The organism is Rothia sp. SD9660Na, assembly GCF_030064065.1.
In the GTDB taxonomy this organism is placed as follows: Bacteria; Actinomycetota; Actinomycetes; order Actinomycetales; family Micrococcaceae; genus Rothia.
In genome coordinates this window covers 2,334,433-2,349,808 of the sequence record NZ_CP125946.1, presented here as the reverse complement: position 1 = coordinate 2,349,808, position 15,376 = coordinate 2,334,433, and the positions used below count along the sequence as shown (strand labels likewise).

Here is a 15,376-nt window from a genome sequence, read left to right as displayed (position 1 = left end):
CAGGCGCATAATAGACCCATGAAGGTTTTACTCGCTGTCGATAAGTTCAAGGGCACGCTCACCGGTGCCCAGCTCACTGAGGTGCTTGCTGCCGGGTTAGATGAGGCTGGCGGGTGTGAGGTCATCGCCTGCCCCATAGCGGACGGCGGTGACGGCACCGTAGACGCCGCCCTGGCTGCCGGTTACAGCGAGGTCACCTGCACCGTCACGGGCCCCTTTGCCGGCCAGCCGGTGACCGCCCGCTACGCCTACTCGCAGGCTGAACGCACGGCCGTCCTCGAAATTGCCGAAGCGGGCGGCATTGCCCGCCTGCGCGAAGACCAGCTGGATACCTGGCGGTCCACCTCTTTCGGCGCCGGTGAGCTGATTCTGCACGCGGTGGGCGCGGGCGCGCGGACGCTCGTGGTCGGCCTGGGTGGGTCGGCCAGCACCGACGGGGGAGCGGGCCTCATGCAGGCGCTCGGTGTGAGACTTCAGGACGCTGCAGGGCGCGAGCTTGCCCCCGGTGGCGGGGCGCTGGGGCAGCTGGCTTCAGTTGATTCGACCGGGCTCGATGAGCGTCTGGCCGGGGTAGAAATTATCATGGCCAGCGATGTGACCAACCCGCTGTGCGGCCCCTCCGGCGCTGCTGCGGTCTACGGGCCCCAGAAAGGGGCTACCGAAGAGCAGGTTCCCCAGCTGGATCAGAACCTGCAAAAACTAGCTGACGCGGTAGAAGAATCCCTCAATGTTTCACGTGGAACATTCGCCACCGCGCCCGGGGCGGGTGCTGCTGGTGGTCTGGGCTTTGCCTGCCTGTCCATCCTTGGGGCCACCATGCGCCCCGGCGTTGAGGTCTGTTTTGAGCTCACCGGCTTTCACCGGGCCCTGGAAGACGCTGATCTGGTGATCACCGGCGAAGGAAAATTCGACGAGCAAACCCTCCAGGGCAAGGGCCCGGCAGGGGTCGCGGCAGAAGCCTCCGCCCGCAGCCTGCCGGTTATCGCCGTCTGTGGAATCAGCGAACTCTCCAACGGCCAAGCCCGCGAGGCCGGGTTCACCGCCGTCTACTCGGTGGTGGGCGACACCGCCGCCACTCTGGAAGAATCCCTGGCCAACCCGCATCCTTATCTCCACGAACTAGCGGCCACCATCGCCAGCACGCACCTGCGCTAGGAAGCTGCGCGCGTGTTCTCTACAGCCCCTGCCAGGTCTGCAAGCAAGGTGGTCTTGTTGAGAGCCCACAGCACTGAGAGCGGTGAGGCAGCAGAGAGGGCTAGGCCCTTCTGCTTGTCGCTCTCAAATACTGTCGCGTCATTCTTAAGGGCGGGCAGCTGGGCAAACAGCTCGTTAGTGCGGACGGCTTCTGCTTCTTCAGCGGAGTTGGCCCACGCCCAGATTACGTCGCACTCAACCTGGTCAAGAACTTCAGAAGAGATAGTCATATAGACACCCTCGACCTCACCCTCATGATCGCTAATGTAGGGGGCATTGACCATGCCAAGAGAGGCGAAGAACTGGGGTCGGGAGTCCTCTGAGGTGTAGGCGCCAAAGGTATTGGCGGCGGTATCGAAGTAGCCGGCGATGAAACTTGCACCCTTCAGAACAGGGTACTCTGCAACTGCTTCTGCGAGCTTTCCCTCAACTTCTGCGATCAGGGAGGTGGCGTCGTCCTCCCGCTGGAGCATCTTCCCTGCCATCTCAAGGCACTGCTGCCAGCTGGTCTCGTAGGCCCCTACTCCCACGGGGGCAGGAATTACAGGAGCGATACCCGAGAGCTTATCGTAGACCTCCTGGGTCATGTCACCGTAGGGGGAGAAAATGGCGTCAGGTTCTAGGGCGGCAAGAGCTTCGTAGTTGGGGCCGTCAGTCTCGTCATAGCGGGTGGGCTCTTCGCCGCCCAGTTCGGTGAGCTTAGCGTCGAACCAGTCGGTGGAGCGGTTGGCGTTCTCACCCCAGCTCACGTAGGGGGTGCCCGCAGGAACTACGCCGAGGGCAAGAAGAACGTCGGGGTTTTTCCAGGGCTGAACAACAGCAATTTTTTCAGGAACAGCATCAAAGGTGGTGCTGCCAAAGGCATGCTCAACGGTATAGCTACCCCCGCTGGCCTTTGATGTTGAAGAGGGGGTGTTTGATCCTGTTGAGCATGCAGAAAGGATGCCGGTGAGGGCGGTTGCTGTGGTGAGCTTGAGGAAGGTTGCGCGGGTGAGTGTCATGGGTAAAACTCTCTTTTTAGGTGTGCCTAAATCTTTGTTTAAGTTACCCTAAAAATTTGTTTTGTTTGATGACACCCTGTACCCAAACTACTTCTTCTTCCAATACCCCTTGGCATAGCCGTGCCCCTTGGGCACACCCAGCTCCCGCCGCGCCCAGATACGCACGGGGTGAATCGACCCGGACTCGCCCGCCAACCAGGTGCACACCGACCCCTCCGGCAGAGGGTAAGCCATCACGGCCTCAGCCAGCGCCCCGCGCCGGGCAGAATCCACCCAGACCACCTCAAAATTCTCAGGAGCAGCAATCACCTGCTGCGACGCCTCCCCGGGCACCTCAATCACGGCCACACCCCGGGCGCTCGCGGGCAGGCTCTCGATCCAGCGGGCCATACCGGGTAGGCCACTCTCGTCACCGGCCAGCAGGTAAAAGTCGTAGTCCTTGCTGATGGAGTACCCCGACTTCGCACCCAGAAAATGCGCGCTATCGCCCACAGCAACGGTGCGGGCCCAGGTGGTTCCGGCCCCGTGCTCGTGCAGCATGATGTTGATTTCCAGGGCCCCGGTGCGCTCGTCAAAGTTCCTGACCGTGTACTTGGCGGTGGTGGTCGACTGGCTCCATCGCGCCTTGCCCTTCTCAAAGGTCGGCGCGGGCAGCACCTCCCCCTTCTTGCCGGTCACCAGGTAGATGTATTCACCCACCAGCCCCTGGGCCTCAACCCGCTTGCCGTCAGCAGGTTCGGCAACTACCCGCATGACGGTGGGCGTCAGTTGCCCCACCTCGGTCACCCGGTAGTGGGAGTAGCCGCCCCGGTACTTGCCCGACTTCATCGGCTGCGGGTAGGACGCCCCCGCCCCGCCCCGGCTGCCCCCGGCAGCTTGGGGGCGGGCTGGGTTCTGCACAGGGGCGGTAGCAGGTGCCGAACCCTGCCCGGCGGCGAGCGCCTTTTCCAGCTTCTCCACCCGCTTGAGCAGCTGCTTCTGCCCCTTCTTCAGGTACTTCACCTCAGCCTTGAGCTCCTTGAGCTGCTCCTTGGCGTCCTTGCCCTTGCTCTTTGTGCTGCCCACCGGCGTCCTTTCTCTGACTACGACCAGCCCCTTGTGGTGCTGGCCAGCTCAATCTCTAGTACTTAAGTACTCTAGCTAGAACCCATGCTACCGAGATACAGTTAAGCCCATCACGTCATCGTCGCGGTGAACACCAAAGGAGGTAGCTATGACTCTTTCCCCTGCCCCCGGCTACTTTTGCCTCACCAACGTCTAGTCTCACAGCGAAGCGGTGGTCTCCGGGCGCTCGCAGGTGAGATGATAGAACCTCACCATATTCTTCACTACCGAGGGGCCGCCTTGTCTGAGAGCCAGTCTGAGTTCGTCCGTACACCGCCGCACGACGACACCGCCGAGCAGTCGGTACTGGGTGGCATGATGCTCTCCAAGGACGCCATCGCCGACGTCGTTGAGGTCATCGGCGGCGGCGCTGACTTCTACAAGCCCGCCCATGAGATGATTTACGAGGCCATCATCCACCTCTACGGGCACGGTGAACCGGCGGACGCCATTACGGTGGCTGATGAGCTAACCAAGCGTGGCGAACTGAACCGCGTGGGTGGGGCGGCCTACCTGCACTCCCTGATTGCGGGCGTCCCCACCGCTGCTAACGCCGGGTTCTACGCCGAAATTGTGGCCGAGCGCGCTATGCTCCGTCGCCTGGTGGAGGCTGGTACCAAGATTGTGCAGCTGGGGTACTCCGGCGACGGCGAGGCTGAAGCCCTGGTCAACGCCGCCCAGGCCGAGATTTACGGGGTTTCTGCCAACAACACTAAGGAAGACTACGTTCCCCTCTCTGAGGCCATGAACAGTACGGTTGAAGAGATTGAGGCTAATGGGTCGCGCGACGGCGGCGTCCACGGCGTGCCCACCGGCTTCATCGAGTTCGACGAGCTCACCGCCGGCCTGCAGGCCGGGCAGATGATTGTGATCGCGGCGCGTCCGGCAATGGGTAAAGCGCTCGCCCTTGATACCCCCATCCCCACCCCCACAGGCTGGACCACCATGGGCGATATCCGCGTGGGCGATACCGTTCTGGGCGCAGATGGGCATCCCACGACCGTCACGAACGCTACTGACGTGATGACTGGGCGTCCCTGCTTCAAGGTCATTTTTGATGACGGAACCGAAATCATTGCGGACGCCGAGCATCAGTGGCTCACCGAAACCCGCGCGTCCCGTCGGGCCCGTTCGTCAGCTCTGGCGGGTTCAGGCGGGGGGCGTGTGCGGACGTCTGTGGGCGCGCAGGTGCGCACCACCGCTGAGATTCGTGAGACGGTTTGTTGCGCGACGGCTGACCGTCGAGCCAACCACTCCATTGCTAACACCCGCCCGCTCCAACTGCCCGAAGCGGACCTACTAGTCACCCCCTACACTCTGGGAATTTGGTTGGGTGATGACTCAACAATCTTGGCTCCGAGTGCTGAGAGCCTGCGTACTTTGGGCGTTCTGAATAATAAGCACATTCCTATGCAGTACCTACGGGCCTCTGAAGCGCAGCGCCGAGCTTTGCTGGCAGGGCTGCTCGATAGCGACGGCACTGTTACAAACGCCGGGTGTATTCAGTTCACGGTGACGAACCGCCAGTTGGCACTTGATACCCAGGAGCTGGCGCTTTCTTTGGGGTACCGCATGGGTATGGCAACGAAAAAGGTCAAGGGCAGTAGCGAGGCTACGTCGACGGCCTACAAGCTGACCTTCTCTTCCTCTGATTCTGTTTTTGCTCTGTCTCGCAAGAAGCAAATGCACCGTGACCGCGATTCTCGTCCGACCGCTAAGCGAAGCTCTCGCTACATTGTTGCTGTGGAGCCTGTTGATTCTGTGCCGGTGCGCTGTATTGAGGTAGATAATGAGCAGCATCTTTTCTTGGCTTCTCGTGCTTTTGTGCCCACCCATAATTCGACGTTTGCCCTAGACATCGCCAGGTCTGCTGCCATTAAGCACGGTATGACCACGGTGTTCTTCTCCCTGGAAATGGGCCGCAACGAAATTGCTATGAAGATTCTGTCGGCTGAGGCTGGCATTAATCTGTCTGATTTGCGTAAGGGCAAGCTGGACGATGACCAGTGGGCCAAGATTGCTACCGCCATGGGCAAGATGGACTCCGCTCCGCTCTTTATCGACGATTCACCCAACATGACCCTGATGGAGATTCGCGCTAAGGCCCGCCGCCTGAAGCAGAAGAATAACCTCAAGCTGATTGTTCTGGACTACCTGCAGCTGATGAGCTCGGGTAAGAAGGTTGAGTCGCGCCAGCAGGAAGTTTCGGAGTTCTCGCGTGCTCTCAAGCTGATGGCTAAGGAGCTTGAGGTGCCTCTGATTGCCCTCTCGCAGCTGAACCGTGGCTCTGAGCAGCGTACCGATAAGAAGCCGCAGGTGTCGGACCTTCGCGAGTCGGGCTGTCTGACTGCCGATACTCGTGTGCTTCGCTCTGATACGGGAGCTGAAACAACGATGGGCGAGCTTTTTGAGCAGGGCGCTCAGGACGTCCCGGTGTGGTCCCTGGGGGACGACATGCGTTTTGTGGAGCGGCACCTGATCCACGTCTTTTCTACGGGAGTGAAACCTGTTTATCGTCTAACGCTAGCTTCGGGTAAGACCCTGCGCGCTACCGCTAATCATCCCTTCTTTACGTACACAGGTTGGAAGGGGCTGGGTGAGCTTGCAGTGGGCGATCGTTTGGGCGTACCCCGCCACGTTAACGGGCCGTCCGCCCGGACGCATTGGAGTGACGAGCAGGTCATCGAAACTGCTTCCACAGCACCTGTGCTGGGGGTTCCCTCTGAGGTATTTTCCTTACCGAAAGAGCAGATTCGCCTTTTTCTGCGCTCAGTGTTCTTAGACGTACAGACTGTAGATTCATCGGTTACGGTAAATCTGCCTCGACCGGTTGCTGAGCAGGTAAGCCTTCTGCTTCTACGTTTTGGTATTTCAACGGTCGTTGAAGATGGTTCTCTGTGTGTGGCTGAGTCGGATGATTTAGTCCGGTTTAGCTTTGAGATTCAAGAAATCGAGATTCCGGACGCCGGTGTTCCGCTGGGTAGGAATGAGCAGGTCTGGGGGCAGGTAGGTGATGTTTTGAGCGAGCCTACTCGAGTAGCTGATGCTCTTACATCTGCTGGCGTACGCACGAGTGCTCCTGTGCTGACTCAAGTAGCCAGCGTCCTTGATGCCGCTGAGCTCGACATGCTTGCGGTCAATGACCTTTTCTGGGACACCGTCACCTCTATCGAGTACGAGGGGGAAGAAGAGGTCTTCGACGCCACTGTGCTAGGGAACCACAACTTCATCGCCAACGGCATTACCGTTCATAACTCGATTGAGCAGGACGCTGACATGGTCATTCTCTTGCACCGCGAGGACTACTACGAAAAAGAATCAACTCGCGCAGGCGAGGCGGACGTCATCGTCGCTAAGCACCGTAACGGCCCCACCAAGACTATCGCGGTCGCCTTCCAGGGCCACTACTCGCGCTTTGCCAACATGGTGCATGATTCCTACACCGGCACCGAAACCTTCTAACCCCAGCCTAAAAATAAGCCCCCAGGAGTCGGCCCTCTCGTTAGAAGAGGCCATCAAACAGCGACAGCTGCTCCTGGGGGCTCTTCTTTTTCGGCGAGGGCCGGGTCTTACGGGAGTGAGAATTCCCCTCAAGATAGCTCCGGACTGCCGGTGCGGTGCGTTCAGCCAATTCGTCGGTGCTGAGCGCGGCAAGGTGGGGGAGCCCCAGAAGGTAACGCCCTACCGCTACCCCTAGTAGGTGGGTGCTGAGGAGCTCCGCGGACGCCTCATCCAGGCTAGGCTTCAGCGGGTCGGCACAGCTTTGGGTAAGGTGCCGCGTCAGAGCCTCCTTGATAGCGGGTGCCCCCGTGGCCGACGCAAGAGCCGAACGAACTAGGCCTATCAGCAGCGGCCCTGTTTCGGGTGATTCCCACAGGTGCAGGTAGGCCGCGGCAAGGTCGGTGGCCCGGTCGCCGCCGCTGGGTGGTGCGGTCTGACGGGTTGAAAGCTCCGTTGCCTCGTTGAGCAGGGTTGTAAAGAGCGTTTCTTTTGACCCAAAGAAATGTCGAATGAGGGCGGGGTCAACCTGGGCCTGCGCAGCGATAGCCCGTACTGAAGTACCCTCGAACCCGTGTTTAGCAAAGAGGGCAGTAGCTGCCTGCAAAATGTCGTCGCGGGAGCGGGTGCCGCCGCTGCGTCGTCCGCGGGGTGAGCTGGAAGGTGTAGAGTTCTGGGCTGCCATACGCCCAGTCTACCCAAAATTCCCCATTCGTAGATGAAATTCATCAGATGTAGAATAATATCCCCACCTGTTGAATTATGTAGGGTGGACTAAAAGACCCGTTCGCAAACCCCTATAACTCACCACCTGAAAGAGCCCCATGAACTTCTCTACCCTGCATGAAACCCCGGTCGTGGCGTCCAATTCCGTCAATGCTGCCCCCCATGGCCGCCTACATGCGTAATCAATTCCCCTTCCTAGGAATTAAAACCCCGCAGCGCTCGACTATCTACACGCCCTGCGCCGCTACCTCGAACCTGAAGACATTAACTGGCTACGCGAGCTCATTGAAGAGAAAAGCTGGTGGGACACCGTTGACCGCCTCGACACCATGGTCGGTGAAATCCTCTGGCGCAACCCCAACGACGACCTCCGCATGGCCGCTCTAAGCGTGCGTAAGGGCTCTAAACGCCTGGGCTAGCCCGCACCACCGGCGGTACCCTGGTGTTATGACTTCCTCACCTTCTTCACACCGCCCGTCCGCCGCCCCCGAACCCGCTACCGGCCTACTGGCCGGTAAGACCATTGCCGTGACTGCCTCTCGCCGTATTCAAGAGCAGGTTGCGGCCTTTGAGCGGCAGGGCGCGCGCGTGCTGGTGGCGCCCACCGTCCGCATCGTGTCGGTGGCAGATGACACCGAGCTGCACGCGGCCACCGACCACATCCTTGCCCATCACCCCGACGTCCTGCTGGTCACCACCGGCTACGGACTGAACGGCTGGTTCGATTCCGCCCGCGAGCGCGGCCTTGAGGAGCAGCTGAGGAAGGCTCTTGCGGGGGCTACGATTTTGGTGCGTGGCGCTAAGGGCCGGGGTGCGGTGCGCGGCTTGGGGTTTGAGGACGCCGGTATGGCGGCGCAGGAGCGCACGTCGGCTTTGGTGGATTTGGCGCTGGAGCGCGGTGTTGCGGGTAAGCATGTGGTGGTGCAGCAGCACGGGTCGCCGGATGTGGCGCAGGAGGCGCGTCTGGTGGCTGCGGGGGCGCAGGTGACGGCTGTGGTGCCGCACCGGTGGGAGGCTCCTGAGCGTCCTGAGCTGGTGGATGAGCTGATTAATGCCCTTGTTGCGTCGGAGCTGGATGCGGTGACGTTTACGGCTGCTCCTGCGGTGTCTGCCCTGTTTAAGGCGGCGTCGGCTCGCGGGGTGTTGCCGCAGGTGATTGAGGCTTTTAAAACGGGAACTATTGCTGCTGCTGTGGGGCCGGTGACGGCTGAGCCGCTGGAAGAGGTGGGCATTACCCCTCTTGCCCCCGAGCGTTTCCGCCTGGGGGCTCTCGTCAAGGAGCTGACCGCAGCTCTTTCTGATCGGTAGGGCCGGTGGGTATCTTTGAGCCGCCGCAGGGGTGGGGCCCTGCGTTAGTTGAGTATTTGGGGATTGAGCCCTGGCGTATTCCGGTGGTGATGCTCTCTGCTGTAGGTATCTACCTGACCTTTTTGGTGCTGGTGCGTATCTTCGGTGTGCGGGTGCTGAGCGGCTGGAACGGTTTTGATGCGGTCATCATCATTATGTTTGGCGCGGTGGCTGGCCGCGTGATTATTGGGCACCCGCCGACGCTGGCGTCGGGTATGGTGGGTCTGGGCACGCTCATGCTGCTGGAGAGTATCTTTGGTGCGGTGCAGTCGGTCACCGGTATTCGGCATATCAACCACAAGCCCAGGGTGATTATGGCTCACGGTAAGTTTGTGGTGCGCCATTTGAAGCGCTCGCATTTGGCGCCGGCAGAGGTGTACGCGGCTCTGCGGAAGGCCGGGGTGTCGCAGCTGAGTCAGGTGCAGTGCGTGGTGCTGGAGGCCACCGGCCAGCTGTCGATTGTGCGTGAGGGTGTGGAGATCGATCCGCAGCTGCTGCGCGGGGTGGTGGGTGCCGATAAGGTACTAAAGAAGCGGCCAGGACGACCAGGGTAGAGCTAGCTCTACCTGGCAGGTGGGGTGCGGATGAGGTAAGAGTAGAGACTGCCCCACTGCGCTCGGGGGCTGGGCGCGAAAGAATAGAAGCATGACAAGCACCGATTACACCCTGCATGATGCCGCCCCTGCGGCAGGGAGCCAAGCACCGGCGTCCTTTGATACTGACCCCACTGACCAACCTAAGCCCATCAAGAGCCTGTGGCGCCGTATGGCCAACCCCCTCTATATCTTTACTGCCGGCCCCTGGATTGCCTTTGCGGTGTTAGTAGCCCAGGGCATCGTCGCCTCCCTGGTATCCGGTCTGGCCGCCTCGCTGATTGGGCTCCTGGTTCTGCCCTTCGTTGCGATTGGCTTCGGCGCGTATGAGCGCTGGCGCCTGGCCAAGACCGGCCACGGTTTCGTCACCAACGGCCACGTGGACTACCCCAAGGCTGGTTTCTTTGAAGGCTCCCTCTTCCGCCTCAAAGAGATTGCCACCTGGCGCGAGGTCGGCTCCCTAGCCCTGACCACCGTCTGGGGCTGGCTCGCCGGTATCGTCCTTTTCCTCCAGATCATGATGATCGGTGCCGCGGTTGCTGTTGCCTCCTACCTGTACACGGGCAGTAGGCTCTACCTCGACTGGCAGCACCTGTCCCTCTACTCCCAGGGGGAGCTGGACTATCACCTGGCCCAGGGCTTCCTCCCGTCAAATGGTCAGATCTTTGAGGTCACCCCCCAGTACTGGTGGATCTTCCTGGCAGCTATCCCCGTCCTGCTCATCATCTTTGCCTACATCAACGGCCTGCTGGCTGCCACCGGCGCTGGCCTCTCCAAACTGATCCTGTCATCCCGCCCCGAGGAGCAGGAACGCGAACTGGCCCGTCTGACCGCCTCCCGCGCCACCATCGTTGATGCCTTCGAAGGGGAGCGCCGCCGCATCGAGCGCAACCTGCACGACGGCGTCCAGCAGGAACTGGTCAACCTCAACCTGCGCCTTGGTCTAGCCGAGATGGAAGCGAAGAACCTGGCTGCCGACACCCAGGACGCCCGCGCCGCAGCCCTACTCAACCACGTCACCGAGGCCCGCACCCAGCTTTCCCACGCCCAGCAGACCCTGCGCGACACCGTCCGCGGTATCTACCCGGCGGTGCTGGAAGACCACGGTCTCAAGGCTGCCCTGGAAGAGCTGGTGCGCCACAGCGTCCTGCCGGTCCACCTGGCCTACGACGCCCCTGCTCGCCTGCCCCGCGATATTGAGCGCACCGCCTACTACACCGTCAATGAGGCTCTGACCAACACCCTCAAGCACGCTCAGGCCCAGTTTGTTTCACTCTCTGCCTTCGTAGCGGGGGAGTCCCTGGTGGTTACGGTAGAAGACAACGGTATCGGCGGCGCTGACCCCGCCCACGGTACCGGACTTGCCGGCCTGGTAGAACGCGCTGCTGCCCTGGGCGGCACGGTGCAGGTAGATTCCCCAGCCGGTGGCCCCACCCGTCTAACCCTGGCCCTACCTCTACCCAAGGGCTCAACAACCCTGTAGCGTTTCACGTGAAACGTTGTCACGAAAGGTGCCCCATGCGCATTATCCTTGCCGAAGATTCCGCCCTGCTCCGCCAGGGGCTGACGATGGTGCTAGGAGCGCTGGGGCACTCTGTGCTTGCAGAGGTTGAGGACGCCCCCTCCCTGCTCACCGCCGTTGAGGCGGCTATGGCGGGGGAGGGGGTCGATGCCGTCATCACCGATGTGCGCATGCCCCCTACCCACACGTCCGACGGACTGAAGGCTGCCCTGCAACTGCGCGAGACCTACCCAGGGCTTCCGATTGTGGTGCTCTCCCAGTACATCACCACCGCCTACGCCCGCGAGCTTTTCGCCCGCTCCGCGGCCGGGCTGGGCTACCTGCTCAAAGACCGGGTGGGGGACATCGAAGAATTCGCCCGTGCCCTCGACACCGTGGTGGCAGGCGGCACCGTGATCGACCCGGACGTCGTCCAGCACCTGCTCGGCGGCACCTCTAGCGGGCAGATAGCCGGGCAGATGCCCGACACCCCGGCGGGTACTTCCGGCGCGGATGCCCCCACCCCATCTTCCTACCCCGGGGCAGGAAGCAGCGGGGGAGCATCCGCCCGCCAGCCCGGTCAGGCAACCCACCCTACCGAGGGCAAGCTGGCCAGGCTTTCCCCGCGCGAGCTGGAAATCCTGCGGCTCATGGCCCAGGGGCGGTCAAACGCAGAGATTGAAGCTGAACTTTTCATATCCCCGGCAACCGTCGCCAAGCACGTGGGCAATATCTTCGACAAGCTCGATCTGCCCGCCGATACCGGCAACCGCCGCGTCCGCGCGGTCTTGGCCTTCCTAGAGGTGTAGTTGCCCTTACTAAAGGTGTAGCAGGCTCGCAGCGAAGCTGCTGGCTCGGCGGCTGGCGTGAATCGCTTGTGAGCGTCAGCGAACCAGCGAGAGGGTCGGCAGCGAGTGCGAGCCTGCTACACCTTCCTTTGTCCTATTTCTGAATCATGGCCTGCGCCAGCACCTCAAGGCCGCGGTGGGCCTGTTCCGTGCTGGGGGAGAGGTTAGAGATCATCAGCTCGTCGGCCTGTACCGAATTAGCGAAGCGGGTGAGGTAGTCACCTACCTGCTCCGAAGTGCCTACCGCGGTGTAGCGCAGCATGTCCAGGATCTGCTGGCCCTGGGGTGAAGCGACCAGCATATCCAGCTCATCGTCGCTCAGGTCGCGGTCATCTAGGCGCATCATGGACTTCACCCGCTGCCGGTGCGCAATCACCTGCTGGGCGCGGGCATCCTCTTCTGTATCGGCAGCGATTACGTTAGCCGCAGCGATCACGTAGGGCTGCTCTAGCTGCTCCGAGGGGGTGAAGCGCTCGTGGTAGACCTTGATGGCCTGCTCCAGATGGGTGGGAGCGAAGTGGGAGGCGAAAGCGTAGGGTAGGCCCAGGGCGGCTGCTAAGGAAGCCCCAAAGAGGGATGAGCCCAGAATATAGAGGGGCACATTGGTGCCCGCACCCGGAGTCGCGTGCACGCCGGGTACACGGGTATCCCCGCTCAGGTAGCCTGCGAGTTCCTGGACGTCCTGGGGGAAGTTCTCTGCGTCCTGCGGGTCCCGGCGCAGGGCGGCGAGGGTGCGCATATCGGTGCCGGGTGCCCGGCCCAGGCCTAGGTCGATGCGGTCGGGGTACAGTTCGGCCAGGGTGCCGAACTGCTCTGCCACAGTAAGGGGGGAGTGGTTGGGCAGCATAACACCGCCAGCTCCCAGTCGAATAGTTGAGGTCTGCGCACCAACGTGGGCAATAAGTACTGCCGGGGCTGCTGAGGCAATGCGCTGCATGTTGTGGTGCTCCGCGTACCAGATACGTTCGTAGCCGAGTTTCTCTGCGTGCTGGGCTAGCGCTACAGAGCGTTTGAAGCTGTCTGCGGGGCGCTCACCCGGGAAAATCAGGGCAAAGTCGAGAAGTGAAAGGGCTGGCATACTGAAACTTCTTTCCGTATATAGGGGTTGTGTATACCTGACATAATGGCCAGGAGGGGGCGCGATATTCCTTGAAGGGGTTGAAAATGGGCCTTGTGGTAGCCGGAGGAAGATTTTTGAGGAATTTTTTGGTGTAGTGGGTCATAGATTTAAGCCATAGACCTGCCTCACTGAATTCTTCTGACTAGGGAAAACATTCTTGATGGGTGTGATTTTTAGGGTCAAAAAGGGGTGCAAGGAAGCCTGTGGCCGGGTTTTGGGGTCGTTTTCAACTTGCGAAGTGTTTTGAACCTGCGTAGAGTATTACGAGTCGCCACGGCACAGGGGAAGCCCGCCAAGCGACAAAACACCTAGTCACATAGCGAATTCAGGCCAAAGCAGGCAGCTGATCATCAGGGCTCACACGAGTCAGGTTGTGAAGTAACAAACCAGCCAAAAGCCACTGTGAAACACAACACGGAACACCGAGTTGACACACAGAAAAGAAACGCGATAGACTAGACGAGTTGCCCAAACGGGGTGACACAAAACTTGAGAATGACCGATACGAAACACCGGCCAGGTTCAACTGGCTAGGGTTGAGAATGCGGTTTGTTGCTTGAAAACTCAATAGCGTACCAATGTTATAAATAACATTCTTATCGTCCACACTACACACTAGTGTTCACACATGAACACACTGGTAGTGCGGAAATTGAACTGATACCAAATATTTATACAAGATGTGAGAAACCCCTTTGGTTTCTCACAGAATTTGATAATCATATGGTTTCAGATTCGTCAGCTCGAACCACACCACCCCGTGGTGAATGGTTCGCTAACAATCAGAGACCAGGATCATCAACTACTTCATTTTTTCAACGGAGAGTTTGATTCTGGCTCAGGACGAACGCTGGCGGCGTGCTTAACACATGCAAGTCGAACGATGAAGCCCAGCTTGCTGGGTGGATTAGTGGCGAACGGGTGAGTAATACGTGAGTAACCTGCCTTTAACTCTGGGATAAGCCTTGGAAACGAGGTCTAATACCGGATACGACTAGTTCCCGCATGGGATGCTGGTGGAAAGGGATATGTACTGGTTTTAGATGGGCTCACGGCCTATCAGCTTGTTGGTGAGGTAACGGCTCACCAAGGCGACGACGGGTAGCCGGCCTGAGAGGGTGACCGGCCACACTGGGACTGAGACACGGCCCAGACTCCTACGGGAGGCAGCAGTGGGGAATATTGCACAATGGGCGCAAGCCTGATGCAGCGACGCCGCGTGAGGGATGACGGCCTTCGGGTTGTAAACCTCTTTCAGCAGGGAAGAAGCGAAAGTGACGGTACCTGCAGAAGAAGCGCCGGCTAACTACGTGCCAGCAGCCGCGGTAATACGTAGGGCGCGAGCGTTGTCCGGAATTATTGGGCGTAAAGAGCTTGTAGGCGGTTTGTCGCGTCTGCTGTGAAAGCCCGGGGCTTAACCCCGGGTTTGCAGTGGGTACGGGCTAACTAGAGTGCAGTAGGGGAGACTGGAATTCCTGGTGTAGCGGTGAAATGCGCAGATATCAGGAGGAACACCAATGGCGAAGGCAGGTCTCTGGGCTGTAACTGACGCTGAGAAGCGAAAGCATGGGGAGCAAACAGGATTAGATACCCTGGTAGTCCATGCCGTAAACGTTGGGCACTAGGTGTGGGGGGCATTCCACGTTTTCCGCGCCGTAGCTAACGCATTAAGTGCCCCGCCTGGGGAGTACGGCCGCAAGGCTAAAACTCAAAGAAATTGACGGGGGCCCGCACAAGCGGCGGAGCATGCGGATTAATTCGATGCAACGCGAAGAACCTTACCAAGGCTTGACATATACCGGACCGCTCTAGAGATAGAGTTTCCCTTCGGGGCTGGTATACAGGTGGTGCATGGTTGTCGTCAGCTCGTGTCGTGAGATGTTGGGTTAAGTCCCGCAACGAGCGCAACCCTCGTTCTATGTTGCCAGCACGTAATGGTGGGGACTCATAGGAGACTGCCGGGGTCAACTCGGAGGAAGGTGGGGATGACGTCAAATCATCATGCCCCTTATGTCTTGGGCTTCACGCATGCTACAATGGCCGGTACAAAGGGTTGCGATACTGTGAGGTTGAGCTAATCCCAAAAAGCCGGTCTCAGTTCGGATTGGGGTCTGCAACTCGACCCCATGAAGTCGGAGTCGCTAGTAATCGCAGATCAGCAACGCTGCGGTGAATACGTTCCCGGGCCTTGTACACACCGCCCGTCAAGTCACGAAAGTTGGTAACACCCGAAGCCGATGGCCTAACCCCTTGTGGGAGGGAGTCGTCGAAGGTGGGATTGGCGATTGGGACTAAGTCGTAACAAGGTAGCCGTACCGGAAGGTGCGGCTGGATCACCTCCTTTCTAAGGAGCTTCAACGTATTGGTTGAGCCACGCTGAACGCGAGTGTCGTTTGGGTGGTTTGCTCATGGGTGGAATGTTAGTTCAGGTGCCCTTGTGGTGC

General features: G+C 60.0%; 10 protein-coding genes, 1 rRNA gene and 1 pseudogene. 8 read left to right on the top strand and 4 right to left on the bottom strand.

The genetic code is table 11. The features are described 5' to 3' along the window. Positions 1 to 18: 18 nt before the first annotated feature. Entirely contained in the window at positions 19 to 1,155 is a 1,137-nt protein-coding gene (locus tag QM007_RS10865; protein ID WP_283489982.1) for a glycerate kinase, read from the top strand. On the opposite strand, the gene QM007_RS10860 is transcribed toward QM007_RS10865, so the two are convergent. Together QM007_RS10860 and QM007_RS10855 are read right to left on the bottom strand one after the other, a co-directional pair. Continuing rightward, the gene (locus QM007_RS10860; RefSeq protein WP_283489981.1) at positions 1,152 to 2,195 is read right to left on the bottom strand and encodes an ABC transporter substrate-binding protein; all 1,044 of its coding nucleotides are present in this window, start codon (positions 2,193 to 2,195) and stop codon (positions 1,152 to 1,154) included. The genes QM007_RS10865 and QM007_RS10860 overlap by 4 nt on opposite strands. Before the next feature lie 87 nt (positions 2,196 to 2,282). After that, positions 2,283 to 3,260: a siderophore-interacting protein gene (locus tag QM007_RS10855; protein ID WP_283489980.1), complete on the bottom strand. Its 978-nt coding sequence runs from the start codon at positions 3,258 to 3,260 to the stop codon at positions 2,283 to 2,285. Between the two features lie 279 nt (positions 3,261 to 3,539). On the opposite strand from QM007_RS10855, the gene dnaB reads away from it, so the two are divergent. Beyond that, positions 3,540 to 6,761 carry a replicative DNA helicase gene (gene dnaB, locus QM007_RS10850; RefSeq protein ID WP_502949061.1) on the top strand — a complete coding sequence of 1,074 codons (3,222 nt, stop codon included), beginning with the start codon at positions 3,540 to 3,542 and terminating at the stop codon, positions 6,759 to 6,761. A 40-nt stretch (positions 6,762 to 6,801) separates the two neighbouring features. On the opposite strand, the gene QM007_RS10845 is transcribed toward dnaB, so the two are convergent. Continuing rightward, positions 6,802 to 7,482 (bottom strand): TetR/AcrR family transcriptional regulator, encoded by a 681-nt coding sequence (locus QM007_RS10845; RefSeq protein ID WP_283489978.1) that lies wholly within the window; start codon positions 7,480 to 7,482, stop codon positions 6,802 to 6,804. A gap of 158 nt (positions 7,483 to 7,640) precedes the next feature. Between QM007_RS10845 and QM007_RS11190 the strand changes: the two are divergent. From QM007_RS11190 to QM007_RS10825, 5 genes and pseudogenes are all read left to right on the top strand, one after another. Then, a pseudogene (locus QM007_RS11190) lies at positions 7,641 to 7,849 on the top strand (DNA alkylation repair protein); the annotation flags it as partial. 121 nt (positions 7,850 to 7,970) lie between these two features. Continuing rightward, on the top strand, positions 7,971 to 8,831 hold the full coding sequence (locus QM007_RS10840) for a uroporphyrinogen-III synthase (protein WP_283489977.1): 861 nt from the start codon (positions 7,971 to 7,973) through the stop codon (positions 8,829 to 8,831). Positions 8,832 to 8,887: 56 nt separating this feature from the next. Then, positions 8,888 to 9,424, top strand: coding sequence for a DUF421 domain-containing protein (locus tag QM007_RS10835; protein WP_283489975.1), 537 nt, complete (start codon positions 8,888 to 8,890; stop codon positions 9,422 to 9,424). Between the two features lie 91 nt (positions 9,425 to 9,515). After that, entirely contained in the window at positions 9,516 to 10,946 is a 1,431-nt protein-coding gene (locus QM007_RS10830; RefSeq protein ID WP_283489974.1) for a sensor histidine kinase, read from the top strand. Positions 10,947 to 10,981: 35 nt separating this feature from the next. Beyond that, on the top strand, positions 10,982 to 11,773 hold the full coding sequence (locus QM007_RS10825) for a LuxR C-terminal-related transcriptional regulator (RefSeq protein WP_283489973.1): 792 nt from the start codon (positions 10,982 to 10,984) through the stop codon (positions 11,771 to 11,773). Positions 11,774 to 11,906: 133 nt separating this feature from the next. Here the strand turns inward: QM007_RS10825 and QM007_RS10820 are convergent, their stop codons facing one another. Continuing rightward, on the bottom strand, positions 11,907 to 12,890 hold the full coding sequence (locus QM007_RS10820) for an LLM class flavin-dependent oxidoreductase (protein WP_283489972.1): 984 nt from the start codon (positions 12,888 to 12,890) through the stop codon (positions 11,907 to 11,909). An 857-nt stretch (positions 12,891 to 13,747) separates the two neighbouring features. On the opposite strand from QM007_RS10820, the gene QM007_RS10815 reads away from it, so the two are divergent. Further along, positions 13,748 to 15,276 (top strand): 16S ribosomal RNA (locus QM007_RS10815). Positions 15,277 to 15,376 lie beyond the last annotated feature (100 nt).